This window comes from Actinoplanes awajinensis subsp. mycoplanecinus (assembly GCF_001509495.1).
Lineage (GTDB): Bacteria > Actinomycetota > Actinomycetes > Mycobacteriales > Micromonosporaceae > Actinoplanes > Actinoplanes palleronii.
In genome coordinates, this window is sequence record NZ_LLZH01000212.1 from 22,881 (window position 1) to 48,162 (window position 25,282).

19 protein-coding genes are annotated in these 25,282 nt (G+C 68.8%); 15 read left to right on the top strand and 4 right to left on the bottom strand.

Annotated features, from left to right (window positions below):
• The first annotated feature begins 41 nt into the window (after window positions 1-41).
• The 11 genes from ADL15_RS53140 to ADL15_RS53145 all read left to right on the top strand — a co-directional run bounded on the left by ADL15_RS53140 (window position 42) and on the right by ADL15_RS53145 (window position 14,091).
• The gene (locus ADL15_RS53140) at window positions 42-548 is read left to right on the top strand and encodes an Lsr2 dimerization domain-containing protein (protein WP_067694299.1); all 507 of its coding nucleotides are present in this window, start codon (window positions 42-44) and stop codon (window positions 546-548) included.
• A gap of 193 nt (window positions 549-741) precedes the next feature.
• Entirely contained in the window at window positions 742-1,578 is an 837-nt protein-coding gene (locus ADL15_RS22075; RefSeq protein WP_157441521.1) for a hypothetical protein, read from the top strand.
• A gap of 186 nt (window positions 1,579-1,764) precedes the next feature.
• A complete protein-coding gene (locus ADL15_RS22080) occupies window positions 1,765-2,613 on the top strand; it encodes a hypothetical protein (protein WP_067694305.1) in 849 nt (282 codons plus the stop codon).
• A gap of 91 nt (window positions 2,614-2,704) precedes the next feature.
• Window positions 2,705-3,394, top strand: a complete 690-nt coding sequence (locus ADL15_RS22085; RefSeq protein ID WP_067694308.1) for a GGDEF domain-containing protein — start codon at window positions 2,705-2,707, stop codon at window positions 3,392-3,394.
• 703 nt (window positions 3,395-4,097) lie between these two features.
• Window positions 4,098-5,681 carry a hypothetical protein gene (locus tag ADL15_RS55510; RefSeq protein ID WP_232344278.1) on the top strand — a complete coding sequence of 528 codons (1,584 nt, stop codon included), beginning with the start codon at window positions 4,098-4,100 and terminating at the stop codon, window positions 5,679-5,681.
• Window positions 5,682-5,785: 104 nt separating this feature from the next.
• Window positions 5,786-6,862, top strand: a complete 1,077-nt coding sequence (locus tag ADL15_RS22100; RefSeq protein ID WP_067694314.1) for a peptidoglycan DD-metalloendopeptidase family protein — start codon at window positions 5,786-5,788, stop codon at window positions 6,860-6,862.
• A gap of 253 nt (window positions 6,863-7,115) precedes the next feature.
• A complete protein-coding gene (locus ADL15_RS22105) occupies window positions 7,116-7,793 on the top strand; it encodes a hypothetical protein (protein ID WP_067694317.1) in 678 nt (225 codons plus the stop codon).
• Window positions 7,786-8,109 (top strand): hypothetical protein, encoded by a 324-nt coding sequence (locus ADL15_RS22110; protein WP_232344279.1) that lies wholly within the window; start codon window positions 7,786-7,788, stop codon window positions 8,107-8,109. The genes ADL15_RS22105 and ADL15_RS22110 overlap by 8 nt, the downstream gene beginning before the upstream one ends.
• 243 nt (window positions 8,110-8,352) lie before the next feature.
• Window positions 8,353-9,459, top strand: a complete 1,107-nt coding sequence (locus ADL15_RS22115) for an AAA family ATPase (protein ID WP_067694320.1) — start codon at window positions 8,353-8,355, stop codon at window positions 9,457-9,459.
• A 23-nt stretch (window positions 9,460-9,482) separates the two neighbouring features.
• The gene (locus ADL15_RS22120; RefSeq protein ID WP_067694322.1) at window positions 9,483-11,084 is read left to right on the top strand and encodes a VWA domain-containing protein; all 1,602 of its coding nucleotides are present in this window, start codon (window positions 9,483-9,485) and stop codon (window positions 11,082-11,084) included.
• Window positions 11,085-11,220: 136 nt separating this feature from the next.
• Window positions 11,221-14,091 (top strand): tetratricopeptide repeat protein, encoded by a 2,871-nt coding sequence (locus tag ADL15_RS53145; RefSeq protein WP_157441522.1) that lies wholly within the window; start codon window positions 11,221-11,223, stop codon window positions 14,089-14,091.
• Between the two features lie 318 nt (window positions 14,092-14,409).
• Here ADL15_RS53145 and ADL15_RS22135 read toward each other — a convergent pair whose 3' ends face one another.
• Window positions 14,410-14,751, bottom strand: coding sequence for a histone-like nucleoid-structuring protein Lsr2 (locus ADL15_RS22135; protein WP_067694331.1), 342 nt, complete (start codon window positions 14,749-14,751; stop codon window positions 14,410-14,412).
• Window positions 14,752-15,387: 636 nt separating this feature from the next.
• Window positions 15,388-18,510 carry a BTAD domain-containing putative transcriptional regulator gene (locus tag ADL15_RS22140; RefSeq protein WP_083971573.1) on the bottom strand — a complete coding sequence of 1,041 codons (3,123 nt, stop codon included), beginning with the start codon at window positions 18,508-18,510 and terminating at the stop codon, window positions 15,388-15,390.
• A gap of 322 nt (window positions 18,511-18,832) precedes the next feature.
• On the opposite strand from ADL15_RS22140, the gene ADL15_RS22145 reads away from it, so the two are divergent.
• The 4 genes from ADL15_RS22145 to ADL15_RS22160 all read left to right on the top strand — a co-directional run bounded on the left by ADL15_RS22145 (window position 18,833) and on the right by ADL15_RS22160 (window position 23,251).
• On the top strand, window positions 18,833-19,972 hold the full coding sequence (locus ADL15_RS22145; RefSeq protein WP_157441523.1) for an Hsp70 family protein: 1,140 nt from the start codon (window positions 18,833-18,835) through the stop codon (window positions 19,970-19,972).
• Entirely contained in the window at window positions 19,879-20,652 is a 774-nt protein-coding gene (locus ADL15_RS22150) for a hypothetical protein (RefSeq protein WP_067694337.1), read from the top strand. The genes ADL15_RS22145 and ADL15_RS22150 overlap by 94 nt, the downstream gene beginning before the upstream one ends.
• 28 nt (window positions 20,653-20,680) lie before the next feature.
• Entirely contained in the window at window positions 20,681-22,507 is a 1,827-nt protein-coding gene (locus ADL15_RS22155; RefSeq protein ID WP_157441524.1) for an AfsR/SARP family transcriptional regulator, read from the top strand.
• A gap of 186 nt (window positions 22,508-22,693) precedes the next feature.
• A complete protein-coding gene (locus ADL15_RS22160; protein WP_067694343.1) occupies window positions 22,694-23,251 on the top strand; it encodes a hypothetical protein in 558 nt (185 codons plus the stop codon).
• A 502-nt stretch (window positions 23,252-23,753) separates the two neighbouring features.
• Here the strand turns inward: ADL15_RS22160 and ADL15_RS22165 are convergent.
• Together ADL15_RS22165 and ADL15_RS22170 are read right to left on the bottom strand one after the other, a co-directional pair.
• Entirely contained in the window at window positions 23,754-24,359 is a 606-nt protein-coding gene (locus ADL15_RS22165; protein ID WP_067694345.1) for a DUF3841 domain-containing protein, read from the bottom strand.
• A gap of 273 nt (window positions 24,360-24,632) precedes the next feature.
• A complete protein-coding gene (locus tag ADL15_RS22170) occupies window positions 24,633-25,178 on the bottom strand; it encodes a hypothetical protein (RefSeq protein ID WP_157441525.1) in 546 nt (181 codons plus the stop codon).
• Window positions 25,179-25,282 lie beyond the last annotated feature (104 nt).

The window sequence follows — 25,282 nt, forward strand, 5'->3', positions numbered from 1 at the left end:
TGCCCGGGTTTCCCGTGTCTACGACGAAAAGGAACCCGATCATGGCTACCCGAATCCAGTACATCGTCGTCGATGACATCGACGGCACCGACAGCAAGGTCGGTACGTACCGGTTCGCGTTCGACGGTGTCGAGTACGAGATCGACCTCGCCGACTACAACTTCGACAAGCTCGCCGCCGCGCTGCGCCCGTACCTGGCGGTCGCACACCGATTGCCGAAGCGCAAGAGCACCACGACCGGCCCCGGAAAGCCCGGGAAGAACACCAGCCCATCAGGCGGTGGTGGTACGCACACCAGAACGACCCCGGTCTGCCGCCTACAACCCGCGCGGCACGATCCCGCAGCAGGTCATCGCCGCCAAGAGCGCCACCCGGCAACCGTGAGCCGCGTGGCCATCGCCGCTCCGTTCACCACCGTCGAGACGGGCCGGAACCTGGCGGCCCCGCCACACCACCACCAACAGCGCCGCCGTCGAGGTGCTCGTGGTGCCTCTGTACCCGGCCTGACCTTGGGCACGGCCTGCATCGGCCGACGGCTGCGCGGCTGACGATCCAGCGCACCAACTCCGGTCGGTGGGCGCCGCAGCCAGCAAGGGCGCTCGACGTCCACTGGCCAAGATCCACATCATCTTTCTCCGGCCGACGCCCGGCCACGACGCGCAACGCGCGTCAGCTCACCGCAGTTTCCGGGCGCGGCCGTGACTGGCCGTGCCCGGACTGCATTTCGCAAAGGAGTCCACCATGGCATCGCCACTCCCGCCCCACCCTCACACGCCTGCCGCCGACATGCCGGACCGGCTCTGGTTCCACCTCAACGACGTCGCACAGTTGGCCCTGCATGCCGTCGGCACGCCGTACCTGGCGTTGACCGCGGCGCAGTTGATCGCCTTCGCGCCGCTGGTGCCCGCCCTGACCTGGCAGTCCGGACCCGACGGCGACGCCCTCACCTCCAACGGACTGCCCGGCTGGTACGACGAGAACGGCCGGCAGAAGGTCGCCCGAGCCCACGCCTGGCGGACCCAGGACACCGCCGCCCGCGTCACAGCACGCCGGTACGGCTACCTGCCGCTGATCACCGCCGACGGTGACGCGCAGCTGTTCAGCCAGCTGATCGAGGTATCGCGCGACAAGCATTGGCTCAGCCTCGATGTCACGTCCCACGATCCGGTGATCAACCTCGACCAGGTCGAGGTCGCCGAACAGCACGGCGGCGCCTACCCGAGCGATGTGATCTGGACCGAGGCGACGGTGGCGTGCGTGCCGCACACCGGCAGCGGCCTGTATCCCGCGCTGATCGCCGACGGCTACCACAACATCCACGGTGGCGTGCTCGCCCGGTTCGACGCGTCGACCGTCACCCGGATGATCCTCGACCTGGGTCGCGCCTACGGCTCACAGCCCGGGGCCCGGGCTTCGCTGCGATGGGCCGGCGACCGCGTCGAAGTCTTCGCCGAATACCTCGGCGGCGGCAGCCACACCCGGCACCGGTGCGACGTCATCGGCCCCGACCCCGAGGGCCTCTACCCGATCGGCGGCCACCGGTGGACCTGGCTGCCCATCACCTCCGAGCGCCGCTGACCGCCTGCCGGACCCGGCTGGCCGCCCGCCGCCGCGGACTCGGCGACCGTCTCGTGCCGCCAGCGGCGTCCAGAGACCACCACGAAGAACACCACGAGAACGCATTCGACTTGATCAATGCGCCGAACGAAGCGTGGATCAGTGCAACCCCCTCGATCACCCTCTGAGCAGGAAGGAAGTACAGCGATGACCGACGAACCCACTGTCGCGCCGCCCGCCAACAGCGCATTCCGGGTGCTGGCCGCGATCGCCGACCTCGGTGAGGCCACCGCGGCCGCGATCGCCGAGAAGGCCGGACTCGCCTACCCCACCGTCACCCCCAAACTGCGGGCCTGGGAAAGCACCGGGCAAGCAGAGAAGTACCAAAACAAAGACACGGCGCAGACGCTGTGGCGGCTGACCGAATCCGGCAAAGCCAGCACCGCCACCCCCGCCCAACACGCCGCCAGACCTGCCGACGCCGACGAGACGCCGGCCAAGGCCACCGTGAAACCCGCCAAGCGCAGGCCGACCGTGGCCGAACCCGACCCGGGAAACCCCACCAGCGACGGCGAGCCGGACGCCGCCGAACCGGTACACCACGACGCCGCCGTGCCCGCCCCTGCGCTCGCGCCGGCCACCGCCGCAACCGGCACCGACGATGCCACCCCGGATGTGGACGCCTGCGCTGCCGCGATACGCGCCGCTGATCCACCGGACGCGCCGCCTACGGCCAGCGCTGCCGATGACGAGACCGTTCCCGCTGACGGCGGCCCCGCCAAGGCCACCGGGGCCGGGATGCCGGTCAAGTGCAGGCGTCCCAAGGGTGCGCTGGAGGCCAGCGCACTGGCCATCCTGCAGGCCAACCCGGACAGCGAGTACAAGGTCGGCGCGATGAAGGCGGCGATCGACGAAGTCGACGCGGACACCGGCTACCCGAGGGCCAGCGAAGGCGCCGTGTCCAACGCGCTCGACAAGCTCGCCCACCAGAACAAGGCGGTCCGTGTGGAAGGCCGCAAGGCCGCGACCTTCCAGCTCGCGGCCACCGCCGACTGACCGGATCTGCCCCGTCAGGTTGCCCGGGACGGGCGGCAGTCGTGCAGGACCCGCCCGTCCCGGTGCTCCTCAGCAAGAAGGAGCGACCACATTGTCTCTCACCTGGACATCGATCCTTTCCGCCGCCGGCGGTCTCGTCGCCGGCCTCGCCGTCTCCCTGGTCGTGGTGTTCCGATTCCTCGACCGCCTCGACGACGCCGACCGCAGCGTCCTCGCGGCCGACCAACGTGCTGACGCCGCTGAACGGGAGGCTCGCACCGACGAGACCACCGGCCTGCCCAACCGGCGTGCCTTCCGCGAACGCCTTCGGGAAACCCTCGCGGCGGGCGATCCGGTCGGGGTGGTGATGATCGACCTCGACCGCTTCAAAACCGTCAACGACACGTTCGGCCATGAGGCCGGCAACGACCTGCTCACCGCCGTCGGCCTGCACCTGGCCAGCCTGTCCGCGCCGGTCCGGCTCGCCGCCCGCCTCTCCGGCGACGAATTCGTCCTGCTCGTCGCCGGTGACGCCGAACAAACCCGGGCCTGCGCCCGCGCGGCGTGGCGGGCGATCATCAGCCAGCCGATCCCGGTGGCGGACCGCACCGACTGGCAAATCGGTGCCAGCGTCGGCTACGCCACCGACGGCCGTTCGGCCCGCGACCTGCTGGCCCGCGCCGACGCGACCATGTACGAGGCCAAGGCGGCAGGCGGCGGCGTGTACGACGGCACGGCCGCCACCTCACCTCCGGTCCTGCCGGCACACACCCGCCGCCGCGACGCGCACCGGCGCACCTGAGCGGCATACGCCACCACCGCGGGTTCGCGACCGGTCCCGGACGCGAACCCTCACGGTCGGCCTCGTCGAGCGCCGGTGGCGTCGTCTCGTGACGCGCCGTCCCTTCGCCGCGACCTTCGGCAGGGGTCCTGGCTTGTCGCATGACTTGGCCTTCGTCGGCAGGCACGCGTCGATCGTCGTGGTCGCACTCCGAGGTCATCGACCAGCAACAACGCCTTCGAGAGGTGAGGGATCGGAGGGCGGCCGTCGCGTGCACACGCCAGCCGACGGAGGCCACCGCCACGACTTTCCCTATCCCGCCCGAACGCCGAGGTCAGCAGCCCCGCGCCCGCGTACCAGCGCCGGACGACGTCACGGACCGGCTGCTGTGGACCACCGCCGCCGATGTCGCCGCCGCCCACCGCAGCGGCCCCGACGGCACCTGCACCAACCTGCAATGCCGGGGCCAGCACGCCCCCTGCGCAGCCGCCCGCACCGCGCACCGGGCCGCCCAGCTCGCATGCGCCGCCACCAGCACACCCCCGGCTCCTGAGCCTGATCCCGCGCGTGGACGCGCACCGCTTCCAGCCGGGCCGAGTGGATTCACCGCTCTGCTGCCGGACGCCGCGACGCCGCAGGAGCGGCCCGCGCCGAAGAGCACCTTCGCCCCTTTCCGGCGGCCGGGTGTCCGGGCCGCCGACCCCGACACTCTGGAGGCCCGCCCATGAACTTCCTGCCCAACGACTCCCTCGCCGGGTTCGCCCGCACCGCCGTCGACCTGCGTGCCCGCATGGTCGAGTACCACGGCAGCAGCCTGGCTCACCGTTACCTGCAGGCGCTGTTCCAGGACATGCCCGACGACTACGGCACCATGACGCCGAACGTCCTCACCACGATGCACGAGGTCACCGGCACTGCCTGGAAAGCCGGCGAGCCGTACATCGTCGCTCCGGCGATGACCGCGATCATCGCGGCCGCCGCACAGGCCCTCGACCTCACCGGTGAGGTGCTGCCCGACGATATCGCCCCGTGTGACCACGGCGTCGTGCTGTTTCCCGAGCCGCTCTACCACCGCGGCCTCAGCGGGAAGGTGTCGTCGCTCGGCGCGATCACCTGGACCCGTATCGCCACCAGCCGCGAGGCCGCATGGGTCATCACCGGCTGGGCCGACCAGCACGACCCGTACGACCCGGCGGCGGCGCGCCGCCGCGCTGATCTGGCCGACCGTCCGGATCTCGCCCGTCAGCTCGGTCCCTACCTGCTGTCGCACTACACGATGGTCCCGATCGGTCGTCGCGTCGAAGCCGATGACCTGCCCCAGGTCGACGCCGCCGACCGCGACTGGGAACCGGCCCCGGACGGCCGGTTCTGCATCGACGAGGCCACCGCCCGCACCCGAGGGTGCACCGCCGTCGCCTACGCGTTCTGGTGCATCCAGGCTCAGCCCCTGGCCAGCGTCACCGCCGCTTCGATCGACCGGCCCGCCCGCAGACGAGCCGCCAGAGCTCGATCAAGCACGACACCCGGGTGGTCATGCTGCGCCGCACCAGCCCTTCGGCCGAACCCGGCGACGGCAACCCGAAATGGCACTACCGGGTCTGGTTCGTGGTCCGCGGCCACTGGCGGCGCTGACCGACAAGAACGGTCACACCTACCGCATCTGGATCAACGCGCACATCAAAGGTCCCGACGGCGCGCCCTTGCTGCACGGCGAGAAAGTCGCCGTCCTCGCCCGCTGACCGCCATCCCCGCCCCCAACCTCGCAGGTCAAACGCGCCGCCCACGCGGAGCCGTACGGACCGCATCCCGACGCCGCCAACGGCGGGCCCAGCCAACCCGCACACCGATCAAGGAGAAGGCAACCGTGAGCACCCACAGTTACGTCGGCGTCCGCGACCCCGACCAGCCCGGCCAGGTCCGGATCCGCTACGTCCACAGCGACGGCTATCCCGCCGGGCTGATCCCCGCCGTCCGGCAGATCTGGGCCACCGCCGCGCGGCGGGACACCCGCCGCTTGATCACGCTGCTACTCGAGCACGACTGGTACTACCTCAATGGAGAAACCACCGCCACCGGTAGGCCCCCGTTCGCCGGCGAGCAGCCGATCCCCGGGGTCGGCATGACCTTGGCCGCCACCGACTTCACCACCGGCCAGGTAGTGCCGCCGGCCCCGGTCACCGTCGTGGCGCTGACGGCGATCGGTGGCCTCGATGCCCAGTGGTTCTACCTGCTCGACCCCGCCGTGAACACCATCGGTGTGCACATCATCGACGGCACGCTGGCCGGTATCCGGCCGCTCGCGTCATGAACGGCCATCTGGTGGCCGGCGCGCGGATCGGCCATCAGGTGGCTCCGAATCCGCCGTGCACCGGCATCATGCCGCCCGCCGCGCGGGCCTGGAGGTGAGCGGCGATGACCACCCGAACGCTCGCCGTGGTCGCCGCCGCGGTCGCGGTGATCCTGCTGGCCTGCTCCGGGCTGACCCAGCTGTTCGGCGGCGGCGCCGCGGCAGGTGACTGCGGTGGCACCGCTGGGCCGTCACGCTCGTTCGCCGGCACCACCACCGGGCTCAGCAGGTCCATCTCGTCCGGCCCGCTCGGATCGTGGACCCGTGAGCAGGTCGGCAACGCCGACATCATCGTGGCCGTCGGCGTCGGCCTCAAGATCCCGGTCCGCGGGCAGGTGATCGCCGTGGCCACCGCCATGCAGGAGTCCTCGCTGATCAACCTGACCGGCGGGGACCGCGACTCGATCGGTCTGTTCCAGCAACGCCCCAGCCAGAGGTGGGGCACCCCGGCGCAGCTGCACGACCCGCAGTACGCGGCGACGAAGTTCTACACCAAGCTGCTCTCGATCACCGGCTGGCAGACGATGCCCCTGACCCGCGCGGCTCAGGCGGTGCAGGTCAGCGCCTACCCGGACGCCTACGCCAAATGGGAACCGGACGCGGCCCACCTCGTCGCCGCGCTCACCGGCGGCGACCCGGCCGGGCTCGGCTGCACGGTGGTCATCTCCGCGCTCGGCTGGACCAACCCGGCACCCGGCGCCGAGGTCGGTTCCGGTTTCCGGACTGTGGACCGGCCCGGCCACGACGGCGTCGACCTGATCGAGGACAAAGGCAAACCGATCCACGCCGCCGCAGCCGGGATGGTCAGCCGGGTCCGGTGCGACGCCGTCGACGTGCGCACCGGTAGTGACTGGGGCTGCGACCGCGACGGGAACCCCGACCTGACCTCCGGATGTGGCTGGTACGTCGACATCGATCATGCCGGCGGCATCGTCACCCGCTACTGCCACCAGCTCGTCCGCCCATATGTACAGGTCGGCCAGCAGGTCAACACCGGGGACATCATCGGCCTGTCGGGAAGCAGCGGCCACTCCAGCGGCCCCCACCTGCACTACGAGGTCCACCTCCACACCGATCACGGCGCCGAGTCCGCGATCGACCCGGTCGTCTACATGCGATCGGTAGGCGCCCCGCTCGGCTGAGAACAACCTGACCTGCAAGAACACTTCACCACGGCACCAGCGGTTCGCCGACGACGATGCCGAGCGAGCCCCTGCAGCAGGACCCGACCACCTAATCCGCCGGCGCTGAGCGGAACGGGCCATCGCTTCCACCTCGCGTCGACCGCCGACCCCGCTGCATGCACGCCGTCGCCGCCGAACGCTGCGCGGCTGATACCGAAAAATCGATAGGAGAACTTCATTGAGACCCTCGACTGTCGGACAACGAGTCACCTTGCTCTACAGCACCGAGACGGTGCGTGCGGGCGCTCTGGGTACCGTCCGCGAGTTGCAACCCGAGCAGGGCGCCGTCGTCGTGGACTGGGACAACGGCGTCACTGCAGCTAACCACCCGATTGCGGAGGTCAACGCGTTCACCTCCAGCTGGGTTCCGGCAGCCGGCACCGGCCTGACCTGGCCGCAGACGCTGGATGCGGTCCGGGCCGCCGCCCGGCAGGCCGGACGGGAGGTCGCCGAACAGTGGTGCCGCCACACCATCGCCGAGCATGCCACCGGAGACCCCGAACCGGCCGCCCGTAACGCGCTGCAGTACATCCGTGACGGACGTCCCGAGATGGTCCCCGGGATTGCACTGTGCCACCGCGCCGACAACGACGCCGTGGAACCGCCGACCGACACCGACCTGGTCACCGTGATGGACGGTCCGGACCTTCCGTCGCACTGGAACATCTCCGACGACCGCTGGAGCGAGGCCGTCGACGTCTACCAGCATGCCTTCGACACCACGCTACTCGAGCGCGTCGCCGAGCAGTGCCGCCTGATCGTCAGCCCCACCCGCGATGGCCACGACCAGTCCCACCTCAACGCCGATGACATCCGCGTCGGCCAGACCAGGATGTTCTCCGGCGCGTACCCGAACGCGGATACCGCGAAAGGCGGGCGACGTGACTGAGCCCGACGGCCTGTCGGTCGGTGATCCGGCGACGATGCGGACCCGCAGGTTGTCGCAGATGTGTGACACCTGCATCTTCCGCCCGGGAAACCGCATGCACCTGGGCGAAGGGCGGCTACGCGATCTCGTCTCGCAGACCCTGGCGGAACAGAGCTACATCGTCTGTCACAGCACCCTGCCCGGCATGGCGCCCGACGGGGTGAAACCGGCGGTGTGCCGGGGCTTCTTCGACCGGTACTCCACCCAGGCGCTGCAGCTGATCGGCCGGCTCTTCGGGTTCGACGACGTCGACCCGCCGCCCAAGCCTCAACCCTGAATCTCGGCTGCGCGTCGTCCGTGGACGCGGCGCCGGCCCATGCCGGTCCGGCCGTAAGGCGACGCGCCGGTCACGAATCCCCTTCCGTTCTCGAAGGCACTACCGCGGGTGTGGCATCCCCCGGACCGACGATCCGTCGTGATCGCGGTTCCAGGACAGCCTCGCCCGTCTCCGTTGTGCGGCCCACAGGCCTGCACGCCCGGAGACGGGTGTGCAGGCCTGTCCTGTTGCGAAAGGTCACCCATGACGACACCCACCCCGGACCCCGGCACCGCCAACAGCGGCGGGTCCGGCTACCTGTACCGCAAAGTCGCCCTCCACCTGCGCGATCACCCCGACGCCGTTCTCAAGGTCGGCGAGATCACCAAAGCCATCGGCGCCCCCTCGAGCGGCGCGGTGTTCGAAGTCGGCAAGAAGATGGCCGCCGCCGGGCACGCCACCCACCACACCAACCCGCACCGATTCCAGATCACCCAAGCCGGCATCCAAGCCGCCGGCACCATGCCGCCGCCCACCAGCGGCAACCGCGGTGGGAGCCGAAACCGGTCCGCGCGCCCGACGCCGGTGACGCGGCCCAGCGGGCAGGAGTACTTCCCGCGCCGGCTCGCCGGCGGTTGGGACATCGAGGTCCTGCGCACGCTGCGCCGGGAGAAGGTGCCGGTGCTGTTGTACGGGCCGCCGGGAACCGGCAAGACCGCCATGCTCGAAGCCGCGTTCCCGGACCTGCTGACCGTCGCGGGCACCGGCGACACCGTCGTCGATGACTTCCTCGGCTCCTACGTCCCGCTTCCCGGTGGCGGGTACGACTACATCTACGGCCCGCTGCCCGTCGCGATGCGGGAACGCCGGGCGCTGCTGGTCGACGACGCCACGCTCATCCCGCCGCGTGTCCTCGCGGTGCTGTACCCGGTGATGGACGGACGCGGCAAGGTCACCGTCACCACCCCGCAGGGCGTCGAGACCGTCGACGCCAGCGACGGGTTCTACGTGTGCGGCGGCCACAACCCCGGCGTGCACGGCGCGATCCTCACCGAAGCGCTGGCGTCCCGGTTCACCGTGCAGATCGAGGTCACCACCGACTGGGACCTGGCCCGCCAGCTCGGCGTGCCCGCCAAGGTCATCGCCGCCGCGATCGAGCTCAACAACGACCTGGCTGCCGACCGCATCGACTGGGCGCCGCAGCTACGTGAACTGCTCGGCTTCGTCAAGGTCCGCGACGCCCTCGGCACGGCCGCCGCCCTGTCGAACCTGGCCGGCATCGCGCCCCCGGGCTGCCGGGTCGAGATCACAGCCGCGTTGTCGCGGCACACCGGCCAGACGATCACCGCCCTCGCCCTCGGCAAACGCTGACCACGCCGCAAGGAGGCATCCTGATGTCGCATCCGAACACCCACCGCCCGCCCACCCCGGCCGTACCGGCCGCCGCGGACCCGGACTGGAAACCCTGGTCCACAGCGTGGACCAAGCACGTCCCGGTCCTGACCGGCCGCACCGACCTGCACGTCCACGTCGCGCCCGGCGCCGGCGGCGGCGCACCCGAATGCTTCTACCCCGACCTGCGCCGCATCGAGGTCGACGCCCGCTACATCGCCGACACACCGGATATAACCGACCCGCGCAAGGCCGGCCACAAGAAGATCGTGCCCACCGGTTACGGCCTGCTGGTGCACGGCGCCGCGCACGCCGCCCACAGCCTGTGGACAACGCCGCCCGGCACCCCGCCGGTCCTCGCCGAGGTCGCCGAACTCCTCGAGGAATCCCGCGCCGAAGGACGACAACGTGGCCGGCGTCGCGCCGACCGCCGCTGGCTCCGCCACATAATCAACATCGTGGTGCACCCCGGCACCGCCCCGGTCGACGACCCGTGGCACGCAGGCGTCCTCGCCGCCCTACTGCTCGCCCGTGTCGACGCCCGCATCCTGACCAGTAAGGACGTGCGTGCGATCCGGGCCGCCGTCACCACCGTCATCGGCAAGCCCAGGCTGCACCGGCTGCGCGAGATCTGGAAACAGGCGCACACGGTCGACGACCACGACGCCATCACCATGATCAGGCTGGCCCGGCGGTGGTGCGAAGTCCTCGGCATCGACCCGTGGCGCCAACGCCAGGTTCCCGTCGCGGATGCCGGTATGTTCCCCGGCCGCCTCGACCAGGCGCTGACCGACCTGCTCGCCTCCCTGACCGGCATCACCCCCGCCGACTACCGAGCCCAGATCCTCGCCCGCCGCAACAACCCGCCCACCGACTGGCCGCGCACCGACCCGACCCCCGAGCAGCAGGCCGCCGCCCGGCGTCTCGCCGACCGCATCCAGCAAGCCCGTGTCCACCACCCCGAGACCGTCCGGCGCGGCACGGTGCTTCCGCCCGGCCGACTGCGGACCCGGCAGGCGATCGCCGCCGACGCCCAAGCGGCCGCCGGACAGACGCCGACTGCGCAACCGTGGCAGCACCGCACCCAGCAGCCACCCCCGAAACCGACCCTGCACCTCGCAGTCCTGGTCGACCTGTCCGGCTCCATGTCCTCATACGCGGCCGAGCTGTCGTCCGCGGCGTGGATCTTCGCGCACGCCGCCCGCCGCGGCGAAGTCGTCACGACCACGATCGGCTTCGGCGACAGCACCACCCTGCTGGTGCCGCCCCACGGCCGCCCCAAGCAGGTGCTGCAGATGCAGATCGGCGGCGGAACCTACACGTTCTGCGACGCGGTGAAACTCGCCGACCAACTCCTCGGCCTACGCCACGCCAGGACCCTGCGCCTCGTCGCGGTCGTCTCCGACGGCGACCTCGACGACAAACCCGCCGCGCAGAAAATCATCACCACTCTGCACAAGGCTGGCTGCGCTGTGCTGTGGCTGCACCCAGACGGGTACTCCCAGCACACCTTCGCCGACACCACCACGATCACCGTCGCCGATCCGGTCGACGCCGTCTCCCGTATCGCCGACGCCGCAGTCGCCGCCCTGGAGAACTCCTGATCCGCGCGGGATCGCACCTCCCACGCCGACCGGACCGATCACGTGTTGCTCTTCACGCGCTGGACCCGACGGCCGGACCGCCCCGCCGAAAATCGGCAGGGCGGTCCGGCCGGGCGTGATGGCCGATGATGGTGAGGTGGATGACAACCTCAGCCGGCTGGGTGAGCGCCAATTCGAGGACCTTTGCCGGGCCCTGGCGATACACGTACTGGGCGCCGGGCTCCTGGTGTTCGGCGATGGCCCCGATGGAGGCCGAGAGGCAACCTTCGACGGTCCTGTGACCTATCCAGGCTCGATGCAGCCATGGAACGGGTATGTGGTGCTGCAAGCGAAATACCGACGGAAGGGTGTCGGCAACAACGACATTCGATGGTTGAGTGACCAGGTCAAACACGAGTTCAAAACCTGGTTCGCGCCAGCCCGCCAGCGCAGCAGAGCGGGAAGACGGCCCGAGTACCTGATAGTCACGACGAACGTTCGACTCTCCAGCGTGCCCGGCTATGGGAAAGACAAAATTCGCGAACTCATGGACGGATACGCCAGACAGCTCGGCCTTAAGGACTTCGCGTTGTGGGACGGTGACCAGCTGAGCGCCTATCTCAACGTCTACCCGAACGTGCGCGCCAGCTTCTCGCATCTCATCACCCCCGGTGACGTCCTCGCGAAGGTACTCGATGTCGTTGGCCAAGCCTCTGATTCCGGTTCGCCCCTGATCACCAGAGCCACCGGTAACGATCTCGCTGCGGTCGCAGGCGCCGGATCGGCGGCGGCAAGTCGCCGCAGAACATGGCGCCTAGTTCCCGTCGAATCCTGCTCGGCGTTTGAGCTCGGAGTCCATCCCACGTTGGAGCCGGCGGGTGAGTTACCCCGCCTGCCTCGCTACATCGCCCGCGACCACGACTCCACGCTTTGTGCTCAATTACGGCGCGCGGCCGAGCACGGCGGAGGATCAGTTGTGGTCCTAGGCGACTCATCGACGGGGAAGTCACGAAGCCTGTACGAGGCATGCCGGCACGTCCTTGCAGGCTGGCCCATCCTCCTGGCAGAAGACTCCGACGGCATCAGGCAAGCGCGGGCAGAATCGTCGCAGCGCATGGTGATGTGGCTTGATGACACGCCGAGCCCGCGATTCCTCGCACCCGGAGGTCTGACCGCCAGCGACATCGCGGTATGGACCTCAAATGAGAGCACAGACGGGCCGACGATCGTAATCCACGTTCTGTGGCCAGCTGTCTATCAAGAAATTGCAGCTGCCCCGACAGCTTGCATCATCGAATCGAGGCCCGTGCCGGATCCCTGGCGCACCGCCCGGGAATGCCTTGGCCTGGCGAAGGAACCTGCTCTCTCGGTCAGTGACAGAATCACCAGCGCTGAACGCCAGCGCGCCAGCGCCTTGGCCGCGGAGACCGGCGACGCACGCCTCCATGCCGCGCTGGACGATGGACACTTTGGATTTGCGCAGCACCTGGCTGGCGCACCACAGGTCATCGACCGGTGGAAGTTGGGTCAGGGAAGTCAGCCCTACGGTGCGGCCGTCATAACCGCTGCTGTCGACCTCACACGCCTAGGCGTTCAGGTTCTCAGCCGGGAGCTGCTGGCCGCCGCGATGGCGACCTACCTGACCGACGAGCAATTCGCTGAGGCCCCACCCGGCGCGGTCGACAGTGCCCTACAGTACGCCACGGCGAAGCTGCGAGGCGGTGTCCGCGCTCTCCATCCACGCCGCGGATCTCAGTTGGGCGAGGACGGCGGCTTCGTGCTGAATGACTACCTGCAACAGCGCGGCGAACTGGAACGTCACTATGTTCCCGTGCCGACGGCTCTGTGGGAGGTCCTCGAACTTCAGGTCACTGACATGGAGCTGCTGAGCAGCTTGGCGTTGGCTGCTGATGACCGCGGGCTCACGGAACAGGCCCTACCGCTGCTGCTGCGTACCTACATGATTGACGAGGAGTGCTCGTGGCGGTTGACCTACCTGTTCATGCTTCAAGGTCGTGAGGACCGCCTTCGTGAGCTTTCTGGTGAAGGTGTTGGGGCGGCCCTGTGGGGAATCGTCTGGCTGATGATCAGTAGAGGTCGACTTGAGAATCTGATTCAACAGTGGGGTGACGAGGCCGTCAGCCAAGACGGGTGGTACAACCTCGCCGAAATGCTCTACCGGCGAGGAGATGAGGCCACTTTGCGGAAACTCATGGATACCGGACATGGCGAGGGGCGATTTTACCTCGTCTGGCTTTTGAAGGATCAACATCGCGAAGTTGATTTAGAAAGCATGGCGGATGCAGGCGGCCAGGATGCCCAAATGAAACTTGCGAAGCTATACGAAGAGCAAGGCCGAATCGATGAGGCTATTGGGGAATACGACGATCTCATCGGAAACGGCGACGGCGACTTTCCGGATGAGGCCGCCCGTTCTCTGGCTGGCCTCCTGGCCAGAACAGGTCGACGTGAAGAACTGAAGGAATGGATGGTCCAGGCAGACGCCGAAAGCTACAGAATCCCCCGGATGCACTACGCCCAACTCCTATGGAGTGAGCAACGTGTGGACGACCTCCGTGACCTCGTCAAGGCCGATGACAGCAGATTTCCTGAACTTGTGCGGTTCGCCCGGCTACTGTCTCATCTTGGCTTGGTCGATGAGCTACGCGAACTAGCTGAGAAACACCCCTCAGCAGCGCGGGGTGAATTGCATCGAGCCTTTGCTGCGGCCGGTGCGGAGCAAGAATTACGGGCGCTTTCTCGCGAGAACAAATCCGCGAGTGACACTCACCGGCATCTGCTTGAAATGCTGGCACGCCAGGGCAGGGAAGCCGATATCCGCCAGATGGCACATGCTGGGGACCGCGAGGCACGGCAGATGCTGGTCGAGGTGCTGGCCCGGGAAGGAAGAAGCGCCGAGATCAAAGCGATGGCAGCCGCCGGTGACCCGGCAGCTTGTCGGCATCGCCAAAACCAGTTCCAACGGCCAGAAACACTTCTCGGTTCATTCAGTATCAAAAATACATAGAATTCCTGCTCGAAGCTTCACAGGAAATGCGGCCGCAGCCGGCGGCGAAACGCCTTGGGCCGATGCGAGCATCGATACCAGGCAGATGCCACAGCTTATAGACCGGATCGGCGGCCTCACGATTCGATACCCGGAGCAGGTCTCGGCACGGTTGACCCCCACACCGCGCCCTCACGTTCTGGATCACAGTCTGGCGCCTGACCGTTCAGCACGCCCGCACAGCCAGCGGCGCCAGCCTCCGGGTGCCGGCGGGGAGTTACCGTCCCTCAGCCTGATGGCGGCCGCCCCCGGCCGATCCGGATCGGCGGGTGCAACCGGTCAGTGATTGGCCTGGAATGCCTCGACGACAGCCTTGGGGATTCGGCCTCGTTCGGCTACCTCGTGTCCGTTCTTGGCGGCCCACTCCCGAATCGCCTGGTTCTGGTCACGACTCGTCCGCACCGGCACCGTGGCCCGCGGCGCGATGCGTGCCGTGGCCCCCGTGCGGCCAAGGCGCGCCGCAACCGCCAAATAGGGGTCGAGCGCTTTGCGCAGGCTGCCGGCGTTCTTCTCGGAAAGGTCGATGGTGTAACTCACGCCGTCGAGACCGAACTCGACGGTGCGGTCAGCATCACTTCCGTCGAGATCGTCAGTGAGGACAGTAATGATCTTCTTGGCCATGGGATGCCCGTTTCTTGTGGCGTCTTAAGGTCGTTCGGGGCTTTCGTCGAACAGTTTCGGCGTGGAGGTGACCGTTCCGCCTTTCTGAAGCCCGCCGGATTTGTCGTGACGGTACTTCATGACGGATTCGCAGGGAACCGGAGGCTCCGTTGCCGGATTCCTGGTTGCGGCACGTGGCCGATCCTTCGCTCATCGGCTCCCGCGATGAGCGTTCATGATTTGAGCGGTGGCTGGTCTCGAGCCCGACTTCGTCTCCCGACGCAACTCCGACCACTGGTCGGTACCGTGGCCGTCGGTCGTGGCGGAGACCACGCCACGCGCGGTGCGTCCAACCCCAGCCCCAGCGATTCATGAAGTTCACGGAGGACCGCGGCATCCGCAGCCGCCCCACTCCCGGACGAAGGATCGGAGTCGGGATCGATCTGCACTCCGCGCGTGAAAGGTGCCGTGAGCGCCTGCACGAACCGGCGTACCGCAGCGATCTAGGAACTCCGCGCCAGCGATGTCTGGCGCTCGGCGCGCCCCCACACCTGACAAGTACGCATGTTCGATTTCGACGCTGGTTGAGGTGGCATACCGACAATGCGGTCGAGACCGCTGCAGCGGACCTTCGGTGTTCAGCATTCGGCAGACTAGTCAGTAGGCCGGGGGTAGTTGGCGGCGTTCTACGTCTGCAATCAACTCGTCGGAGAGGCGGATCGTCTCGTCGCTGGCTTCGGCGTCGATGGCTGCCATGGCTCGGCCGACGGCTCGCCGCAGGGAGCGGATCGCGTTGATGTCGTTCAGGTCAGCGCGGGCGCGCATCGCTTGTTGGTATACCTCTTCGCTGTACGGGCTGTGCGCGATCGCCGCTTCCAGGACTTGTATGCGTTCGCGCGGGTCGGTGAGGGCGTCGGCGAGGTCAAGGTGAGCGTCGAGGGCTTGTTTGCGGATGGCTTCGCGGTAGGGCTCGGCCCACTCGTAGCCGGCGCCGTCGGCGAGCGGGCCGCGGTAGACGGCGACCGCCCGGCGCAGCGCGGCGATGCGCCGTGGCGCTTCGGTGGTGTGGCCGGCGTCGCGGATCGCGGTTCGCATCCGCCACAGGTCGATGTCGATCAGGTCGGCGTTGAGGACGTACCGCCGTTGTGGATGGGTGAGGTAGGTGCCGGGTCCGGCGGCACGGCGCATGACGTTGCGTAGATCGGAGACGTAGGTGTGCAGCCGCTGCGGGGCTTTGCTGACCGGGGCGTCGGGTAGTAGATCGTCCAGGATTTGTTCGGTGGTGGCGCTGCCGTCGTGGACGGCCAGGTAGACCAACAGTTCCATGGCTTTCCTGCGGGGTAGGCGGTCCAAGGCGCCTGTGGCGATCTCCGGTGCGCCCAGTACGTCGACGGTGACCCGGCCACCGGTCCGGGCGGCGTGCGTTGCGGTGGCCGGTGTTTCGCTGTCGTTCTCGCCGAGGCCGGGATCGGTGCTGGCCGGCAGGGTGGAGGCGATGGCCGGAGTGGTCGAGGTCGGCTCGTCAGGGCCTGCGGGCTCGTTCTCGGCGAGGTCGGTGGTGAGCTCGAGGGACGCGGATCCGGCCGCGGTGAGCCGCCAGAGTGTCTGGCCGGTGTCGGCGCGGAACGTTTCGGCGTGTCCGCTGTGTTCCCATCGGATCAGTTTCGTGGTGGCTGTCGGGAACGCCAGTCCGGTGTGCGCGGCGATCGCGGCGGCGGTGGCGCTGCCGAGGTCGGCCAGGGCGGAGAGGACGAGGCCCGCTTCGTCTTCCCGGTGCATGATTCCGACCGGAGGCGGCTCGGCCGGGAGTTGTGGCTGCGGCCGGCCGGTGTGCGCCTCGGCCAGGGTGGCAATCACCGCGAGGGTTTCGGCGGGAGTGAGCACGGTGAGGCGTCCGATGTCGGCCGGGTGCCGGCCGTGACGGCTGCCGCCGTCGGGGCTGGTAGTACCGTCCGTTTCCACGCGGGCGGTGTCGCCGTCCGGCCAGTCACCGAGCAGCACGCCGTGGATGTCCAGCCGTTGGCCTTGGGCCAGCAGTGCGGCGATGCGGGTGCGTTCGTGCGGGCTCGCGGTGTCGGTGAGCAGCAGGATCGGTGGGGTCGATTCCTCGACCGGGTCGGCGGCACGCATCGCGGCGATGGTGTCGACCTCGTGGGCGTAGGCCAGGCGGCTGCGGTGCAGAGTCTGCTCCTCGAGCAGGGTCAGAGCATCGGCGAGGTCGTCGGTGATAGTCAGCTGCGGGGTACGGGGCAAGGCGACCGCGGCGGCGCCGAACAGGGTCACAGCGGTCGAGGACGGCATCACCACCTGCCCGTGCGGCTCGTCCGGGCTTCGGTCGGCGATCGCCGCGACGAGCAGGCCCCGGGCGGCGGCTTCCGCGCCGGGTCCGGTCAGGCCGAGCCCGGACGACGGCCAGACCGTGAGGACGGGGTTGGTCAGCGTCGGCACGACCGGACGCACGGCCGACAGTTCTTCCTGCGACTCCTCCGCAACGCCGTGCCCACCGGCGGGGGACGTCTCGTCCACCGGTTCACGGCCATCGGCGTCGTCGGTGTCGAGGGCCGTGGCACCAAGGCCAGCAGCCTCATCGTTGTCGGGCCGCTGGGATGGGCTGGTTGCGGCGTTACGCAGCTGGCGCCGGATCTGGGTGACAACCGGCGGCAATGCAGCAAGGTCCGGGTCCTGCAGTCGTAGATCGACGGAGACGGGCCGCCGGGTGTAGCGACGGCGTCGGTGCGCCCACAGCAGGGCGACGGCGCCGGCGACGGCCGTGGCGAGGCCGAGGTCCATCCAGCTGCCGCTGGCCAGTGATACGCCCGGCGGAGCGGTTCGAGCACTCGCCGGTTTGCCGTCGTCCGCGGTCGTACGGGATTCAGATGGGGCCGGTGTCGCCTGCTCGGTCGGAGCGGAAGTGTCAGTGACACCGTCATTTCCCGGGTTGCCCGTACCCGTGTTCGCTGGGGTGCCCGTGGGCGCCGACGGACGGGTCGGCGTAGCGGTGACCGTCGACCCGGGCGGCTGGTCGGGCGCCGGTGTGTGAGCGCCGGTGTCCGATGGCTGCTGCGGCCGTGGTTGTTGGTGGTGCGGCTGCTCTTTCGCCGGGACAGGGGGTAGGGCGAGTTTCCAGCCTGGCAGGATCCGGTCGCCGCCGCGCATGTCGTAGCGGTCGGCGTTGAGGTGAAAGATTTTCGTCCACTGCTGTGGCTTGCCGAGCCGCTCGTCGGCGATGTCCCACAAGGTGTCACCGCGATGCACCGTCACGGTGCGACTGTCGTGGCCACCGCGGGCGGTCATCGACACGGCGACCGTGGCAGGACGGTCGGGAACACGGTCGTGGCGCGGGGTGTGCGCCCCGGGCGGGGGCTGGTCGTCGAGCGTGGTCGTCGGCGCCGGGGACGCGGCGTGGGCGGGTAGCGCGGTCCCGGCGCCGGCCACGGCCGCGGTGCCCAGCAGGGTCGCGGCGAGACCTTGCATCGGGCCGGGCAGGTAGAAGCAGATCCGTTCCCAGCTGCGCTGCCAGTCACGCGACCGCGCACGGGTGATGGCCAACGCGACGACCCCGGCGGCCACCAGTCCCCAGACCAGCCATCCCAGAGCCCAGCCCGTCGCCGCGAGATAGCGGTCGGCCAGCGGCGCGTCCAGCCACTGCTGCACCTGTTCGGCCGACGGTACGTGATCCGGCCACGGCGCCCCGGCGGCCGTGATCATCAGAACCGGCGGGCCGGTTAAGACCGCCAGGACCACGATCAACGTCCGTGCCGCCGCGAACATACGGATCATCGCTGCCTCATTTCGGAGAACGACCAGCGGCGCTCACCACCGCTCGGAGAACGACCGGCAGACCGCGTTCACAGGCCTGCCGCGCCCGGCTCGAATGCCGTGCCTCGACGCTAGGTCCGACAGCCCGGCGCGCGACCTTTCGCGGCGCTCACAAACACTCACAACTTCCTTACGCGCTGCTCACGGGCTTGAATAGTGAGGGCCACATCGGACATTCGACTGCTGGAAGTGGGCTGACGAATCGGCGATCATCTGTTTCACTGGGGCGGTGAGGCCATCGCTGACGATCGATTACGGGGCCGCGATCACGCGAGCAATGCTCATGCGGGCCGACGGATCCCTGCACCTGCTCGAATTCGACGGCGGCGTGGAGATGTCCTCCGCCGTCCATGTCGGCGACGGCCGGGTAGCCGTCGGCGCGCAGGCGTGGCGCCAGGCCGCGACGGATCCGGACGGATTCGTCCTCTCGCCCTTACGGGCCGGGACCGGTCAGCTCACGGCCGGCACGATCACGGTCGACGCCGCAGACCTGGTAGCGGCCACCCTGCGACAGGTCGCCACCGAGGCCGCCCGGGCGGCGGGGGAACCGGTGCACGACGCCCAGCTGCTGGTACCGGCCGGGGCCGGGCCGCGGCACCGGACCTGGCTACGGCACGCCGCGCGCAACGCGGGCCTGCACGTCACCCGCCTCGTCGACGTGCCGGTCACGGCCGCCAACCGGCTCGCCCCCACCGCCCTGCTGCCCACAGCGTCCGACCGGATGATGCTGATCATCGACGTCGGGGCCGGATGCGAGGTCAGCGTGCTACGCCAGAGCATGCAACAGACCGACGTGCTGGCCACCCTCGACGACCAGGATGCCGGCGGCGACCGCATCGATGCCCTCCTGACCCACGCGTTGACCGGCACCGCCCTGGACGACCTGCCCGCCGCGCAGCGGTGGACCACCCTCGCCGTCCTGCGGGCCGCGCAACAAGCCCTCGCGCAGCAGGCCACCGTCACCATCCCGCTGCCCGGCGCGGCAGGGCCGCTGGTCGTTCCCGTCGGCCACGTCACCCAGGTCGCCCAGCCGGTCCTGGAACGCGTTGGCGAGCTTGCCGCGGAAACGGTCGCCGCCGCCGATCTCACCCTCGCCGACATCCACGGGGTGCACCTGATCGGTGGGGTCGCCGCCGTCCCGGGGGCCGCCGAGATGATCGGGGCGAAACTCGGCGTCGTACCGCAGATCGCCGCTCAACCCTCGATCGCGGCTGTCGCCGGCGCCGCCGAATCCGACCCGGCCCGGGCGACACCTCACACCCCCGGGACCGGGCAACCCTTCCGGCTACCGCCGCTACGCCGGATCCTGCTCCTCGGCTTCCCGGCCTTGTGTCGCTGCTGCTGTACGCCCACTTCCTCCAGAGCGCCGACATCTTCGGCGCCACACCGCTCGGCGGGTACCGCGGCGATCTCTACCAGCTGACCGCAGCCTGGTCCGAGCTGACCATGGCCGTCATCCTCGCCCAGGTATGCCTGCTACAGATGGCGGCCGTCTTCGCCGCCCTGCTGGACCAGAACGGCAACGTCCCCGGCAGCACCGGCTCCGTCAGCAGAATCACCGCCGGCATCGGCATCGCCGTCGTCGCCGGACCAGCGATCGCCCTGCTCATGGCGTTCACCGCCCACGCCTACTTCACCGCCCCCAGCTCCCTGTTCGCACCCTGGACCCTGCGCTGGTCGATCTGGCCGGTCCTGCCCGTCGCCATCAGCGCCGCCCTCGTCGCCGTAGCCGCCTGGCGCCGCCGGTTCACCCCCACGGACGGCTGGGACGCGTTCCTCGCCTTCCCCGCCAGCTCGCTGACCACCACTACCTTGGGCATCGTCACACTCGCGGTGGTGTCGGTATACCGCCTGCCGTACTGGCTGGCCCCCTGGCACACCGGCCTCGTGTACGCCGGTGGGTTGCTGATCGCGGTCGGGATCGCCTGCGCCCTGGTCCGAAACCTCATCATCCGAGTCGCTGTGGCGTTGCCCCTGGCGATCAGCCTGATGATCCTGGCGCAGGGCCCTTACGGGCGCCGCATGCTGGGCGCGTTCTACGCCGCCGCGGTCGCCGTGTGGTGGCTCAAGCGGCTGTGGGCGCTACTGGCCACACCCCGCTGACCAGAAACCGCCAACTCTGATGCGCTGGATGACCCGAGCCGCCGCCACGCTGATCACCCTCACCGTCCTTGCCGGCCCGCCTCTGGCAGCCGTCAGCTGGCTGCTACGCCACGGCTGGCCGACCCTGTCCGCCGATGCGGTGCAGGGATGGCTGCAGCGGTCCCGCACGCCGGTCGACCTGGTCAACGCCGTCGTGCTCGTCGCCGCAATTCTCTGGTTCCTTGGCGCCGCATACGCCCTGCGTCGAACCGTGCCGCGCCTCGCCTTGCGCTGGCGACGACTGCGGCAACTACCGCTACCCACCCCGGCCCAGATGACCGCCGGGTCCATCGCCGGGATCGCCGCGCTCGCCCTGCCCACCCTCACCGCCGGCCACACCGGCGCCCCGCCGACCAACACCGCTCCACCACCGGCCGACCCCGACAGCATCGACGCCGACAGCCCGGACACGGCCGTGGCACCGCTCGAGGAACACGCCGGCATCGAGCTACCCGGCGGCGGATGGGTGCCGTACCCCACAGCCGCAGCCGTCACCGCCCTCGCCGGCCTGATCTGGCTGCACCGGCGCCGCACCTACACGCCCACGCGGCACCGGATCGGCACCCACCTGCACGATCCGGACCTTCAACCGCTCACCCCGACGGTCCAGGCGATCACCGCGGCGATCGGCAAGGAAGCGACCAACGACCACGCCCTGCCTACATCCGTCACCAACGACGACCTCCCCCGCGGATACCTCTACTTGCACGGCGCAGGCGCACCCGACGCCGCCCGAGGCCTGATCGTCACTGCTGCCCTCACCAGCGCCATCACCCCAGGCACCCCAGCACGACTCCAGGTGCGACACACCGACTGGCAGTGGCTCCTACCCGGCATCGACACCGCCGCCCTGCCCGGCATCCGTCTCATCGAGCAGCCCAGGGACCACCCCCAGGGACCACCCCCAGGAACCCCGCCGCAACAGGCCCGAAGCTCTCAGACCGGCATGAGCAGCGACCTGACGATGACGACGATCGTCCTCGACTACACGACCACCCCGACAGCCCGTTGGCGCATAGACCCGGACGGCACCACCACCGGAACCGGCATCACCGAGATCCGGCGACTGTGCACCCTCGACCGCAGGGCCGCCACCGACCTTCTCGGTCTCATCCGCCGCGGCCCCACAACCGACGACCACCCCACCGCACAGGATCCTCAACCCCCGGCGCGAACGGCAGCCCCGACCACACCCATCGCGCAGCTAACGCTCCTCGGCGACTGCACCCTCACCGTCGCAGGCAAGCCGGTCAAGCTACGCCGGACCGCCGGACTCCAAATCCTCACCTACCTCGCGATCCACCCCGAGGGCGCCAGCCGATCCGAACTGATCGCCGCAATCTGGCCCCACCTGCCACCGGCAACGATCACGCAGCGGCTACACACCACGATCAGCGCCCTGCGCAGCCAACTCCAGCAGATCGGCGATCCCGTCATCCGTCGCGGCGACCATTACCGCCTCAATATCACCGCCGTCAGCAGCGACCTGCAGCAATGGCGAGCAACAGCCGCGGAAGCGAGGACGGCGCTCAACGAGACTGCCCGAGCCGACGCCTGCAAGAGACTGCTCGAAATCTACAAAGGAGAACTGGCCGCGACCTATCCCTGGCCTTGGATCAACACCGCCCGTGAAGCGATGCGCCGCGATGCCCTAGACGCCTGCATCACCCTCGCCGATAGCAGCCACCCAGCAGAAGCACTCGCCCGGCTGCAGACTGCCACCACCATCGATCCATACAACACGGCGATACAGCAGAGGACACCGAGGGGTTCAACCTTCCAGGACGACACCTACGTCGGGCTCTCCGACAGCTAGCGATGGGCTGATGGGCTATACCTGTCCACGGCTGGAGGATTCACCGCGCTACGCCGCGTACGGAGCACCCCCGCCGCACGCGGGGCGGGCCCCGACGTTTCCTTGTCCCCGTGCGAGGGCTGGCGGGGACGGTTTACCGGGCGTATTTCCGGTTTTGCCGGGTTAGCAGAGAGTAAGTTACTTGTCATGGCGGACGATGGTGGAGCCGACGAGGGCGGTGGGCCCGCCGAGACCACCGTCGAGGAACCGGGTCGGCCGTTCGAGCCGTGGTTCGAGGCGTATGTGGCCGCAATGGTCAAGCCTGGGGTATTGAAGCCTGCCGGGCCTCTCGGGGTCGTTTGCGAGGCCACGGCAGGCAAGATCGCCGATGAGCTGGTCGCCGAAGCTAACCAGGATCGATGGAACCGATTCACCCAGAAGCTTGCGATCATGGTGTTCGACGCTTACTGGTTCGATCGGGACGATGAGGCGTGGCTCGAGGAGGAAACAGGCGGATCGCTGGCCGGCTGGCTGGCTGATCGCCTCGACTCACAGTTGATCACCATGCCCCTGGGCAGCATGGGAGTTCATTGCCGTGACGCTGCCTATGAGTTGGTAAGCGGCCTGCGCGCGAGTGCTACCCCAGATAGCCGGACCGAATTCGTCCGGATCTTCGCGTCCTTGCTCTACGACTCGTACATAGGCGGTAATTGGGTCGAGGTGCCCAATACTCCATTTTGGTGGCGTGCTGGCGAGCGTCGATGATGAGTGTTGCTGATCCCCGACCCGGATTGTCGCAGCACTGGACCTTGACCACGCGGTCATGGAACTCCCCGTCCCGCGAAGGCTTGGCATGGTCAAGCCCCGGGAAGCGTTGTAACGGCTGATCTTTCGAGTTGTGCTAGTCAGAGGGTATGGGTGGTTCCCAGTTCGGGTTGGCCGGTGCGGGTGTCGGCGGTTTGCAGGCGCGGTCGGGTATATCGAGGTCGAAGTAGCGCGTACCTGATGTTCAGCGAAACCCTCAGCCAGGAACCCGGGCGAAGCCCATGGGGCAACCCCGCAGACGGAGAACGCCGTGCTGCCCGGATCAGACGGTGACGCCACCACGGCGGTCCTGGAGGCCATCGAGGACGCCGCGTCGGCCTTCGCCGCGTTGGCCGACGTCAGCCCTGCTGACGTGGACGACTTCGAGCAAGGCATCCGGCACCTGCAAAGAATCTTGCTGGCCCGAACGCTTAGGCCCGCAGATGGTCGGCTGGCGGCCGCCTTAGCAGGCAGGTGTCGGTCCGCCCGGTGCCCGCCGCGTACCAGCGGTGGGAACAGTGAGGATGACGGCAGCGGTCACATCGGTGATCCGCAGTTCGGCGACGGTCGCCTGCCAGTGCGGCATCGCGAACCACGCGCTGGTGTCGAAGATCAGCTCCCACGTCCGCTCGAGTACGGCGCGAGCCTCGGGCGACGCGGTCTCGGCGCGTCGCCAGCCCGGCGCCTCGGCGTCGAAGCGATCGTAGAAGGCGTCGACGTCGGCGTCGGTAGCGCTGGCAGGGAACACCGGCGCGAAGTTGAGGACCAAGTGCCACGTTTCGAAATCGCTGATCAGTAGCCGGCTGCGAGGAATTCTGGCGGTGATCAGTACGCTGCCGGGTTCTTCACGGGCAGCGAACCGGGCCTGCCTGACCAGCTCGAGCCGCGTTGTCTTCGCCCACAACCAGATCGGCCACGCGTCACCCAGCCCACGGCGCGCCGCCACCGCGCGGATCCAGGTGTACGCGTCGGTGAAAAACTCGTCGATCAGGTCCGCGCGGCCGGTCAAGACACCGGTATCTGCCAGGACCGCCCATGCGTCAGCGCTGAGCACCGAGTACAGCGTCATGTCGGTGGCATTCAGATTCCAGCGCAACCGGCCGGGCGGGACGGCAGCGTCAGCGCTCGCGGTCGTCGGGTGGATGACCGGGCGGTCGATGGCTGGGATAGGGCGCTCCTCGTGACCTGCGGTGAAGGTTCGTCGGGTGGGTCGAGCATCATGCGACGGCTCGCTGTATCGGTGTCGATCTCGATCATCGTGCGGCCGTCGGCGCAGGTGTAGCGGCGCGGCACCGTGACGCAGGGGGCGGGGTGGCAGGGTTCCACCGGCCGACCTGGGTGATCAGAGCGTGGTGGCGGGCCGGCCCTCGGCGCTGTTGGTGTCTGCCCTGCCTGCCGTATCGGCCTGCCGGCGCACTCGCTGGGCATGGGCGGCGAGGATCTCCGCGGTGAGCCGGCGGGGCGGTTTCGGATAGTGGTCCATCCACACGTCCAGGTCCGCTCCCCAGCCGACGCTGAGCCCGAACTTCCGCGCGGCCACGTTCAGATTTTGGCGGTAGGCATGGCGACCAAGCGTCGACGCGTTCACCGCACGGCAGAGCGCTTCATCGATGAACGCGTTGCGGTCCGGCACCGTGTCGAGATAGGCGACCAGGTCGTCGTCGAGGTCGATCTCGATTTCGATCATCGCGCGTCCGTCTTCACCGGTGTAGCGGCGCAGCACCTTGACAGAGGTGTCGGGCGGCAAGGTCCGGACGGCGCTCGTGGTGGCTACGACCAGATCGTCGAGGAGCTTGCCGATGTCGGCGGTGCCGAGCTCGGCCTCGCTCAGCTTGCTGCCGGCTGCATCGGCTGCGGCAGTCAGGTTCTTCATGATCTCTGATGACATGGGCCGGACCGTAAGACCGGGGTCTGACAAGTGTCCGGCAGCAATCCGGACACCCAGCAGCCAACAAGGCATAGGTGCCACACGATTCATCTCTTCGGTCAACG

What these genes read in the sequence shown, in the direction of transcription:
- ADL15_RS53140 (WP_067694299.1), top strand. Translation starts at nt 42, where the DNA reads ATGGCTACCCGAATCCAGTACATCGTCGTCGATGACATCGACGGCACC.
- ADL15_RS22075 (WP_157441521.1), top strand. Translation starts at nt 742, where the DNA reads ATGGCATCGCCACTCCCGCCCCACCCTCACACGCCTGCCGCCGACATG.
- ADL15_RS22080 (WP_067694305.1), top strand. Translation starts at nt 1,765, where the DNA reads ATGACCGACGAACCCACTGTCGCGCCGCCCGCCAACAGCGCATTCCGG.
- ADL15_RS55510 (WP_232344278.1), top strand. Translation starts at nt 4,098, where the DNA reads ATGAACTTCCTGCCCAACGACTCCCTCGCCGGGTTCGCCCGCACCGCC.
- ADL15_RS22100 (WP_067694314.1), top strand. Translation starts at nt 5,786, where the DNA reads ATGACCACCCGAACGCTCGCCGTGGTCGCCGCCGCGGTCGCGGTGATC.
- ADL15_RS22115 (WP_067694320.1), top strand. Translation starts at nt 8,353, where the DNA reads ATGACGACACCCACCCCGGACCCCGGCACCGCCAACAGCGGCGGGTCC.
- ADL15_RS22120 (WP_067694322.1), top strand. Translation starts at nt 9,483, where the DNA reads ATGTCGCATCCGAACACCCACCGCCCGCCCACCCCGGCCGTACCGGCC.
- ADL15_RS22135 (WP_067694331.1), bottom strand. Translation starts at nt 14,751, where the DNA reads ATGGCCAAGAAGATCATTACTGTCCTCACTGACGATCTCGACGGAAGT.
- ADL15_RS22140 (WP_083971573.1), bottom strand. Translation starts at nt 18,510, where the DNA reads ATGATCCGTATGTTCGCGGCGGCACGGACGTTGATCGTGGTCCTGGCG.
- ADL15_RS22145 (WP_157441523.1), top strand. Translation starts at nt 18,833, where the DNA reads ATGCGGGCCGACGGATCCCTGCACCTGCTCGAATTCGACGGCGGCGTG.
- ADL15_RS22155 (WP_157441524.1), top strand. Translation starts at nt 20,681, where the DNA reads ATGACCCGAGCCGCCGCCACGCTGATCACCCTCACCGTCCTTGCCGGC.
- ADL15_RS22160 (WP_067694343.1), top strand. Translation starts at nt 22,694, where the DNA reads ATGGCGGACGATGGTGGAGCCGACGAGGGCGGTGGGCCCGCCGAGACC.
- ADL15_RS22165 (WP_067694345.1), bottom strand. Translation starts at nt 24,359, where the DNA reads ATGACGCTGTACTCGGTGCTCAGCGCTGACGCATGGGCGGTCCTGGCA.
- ADL15_RS22170 (WP_157441525.1), bottom strand. Translation starts at nt 25,178, where the DNA reads ATGTCATCAGAGATCATGAAGAACCTGACTGCCGCAGCCGATGCAGCC.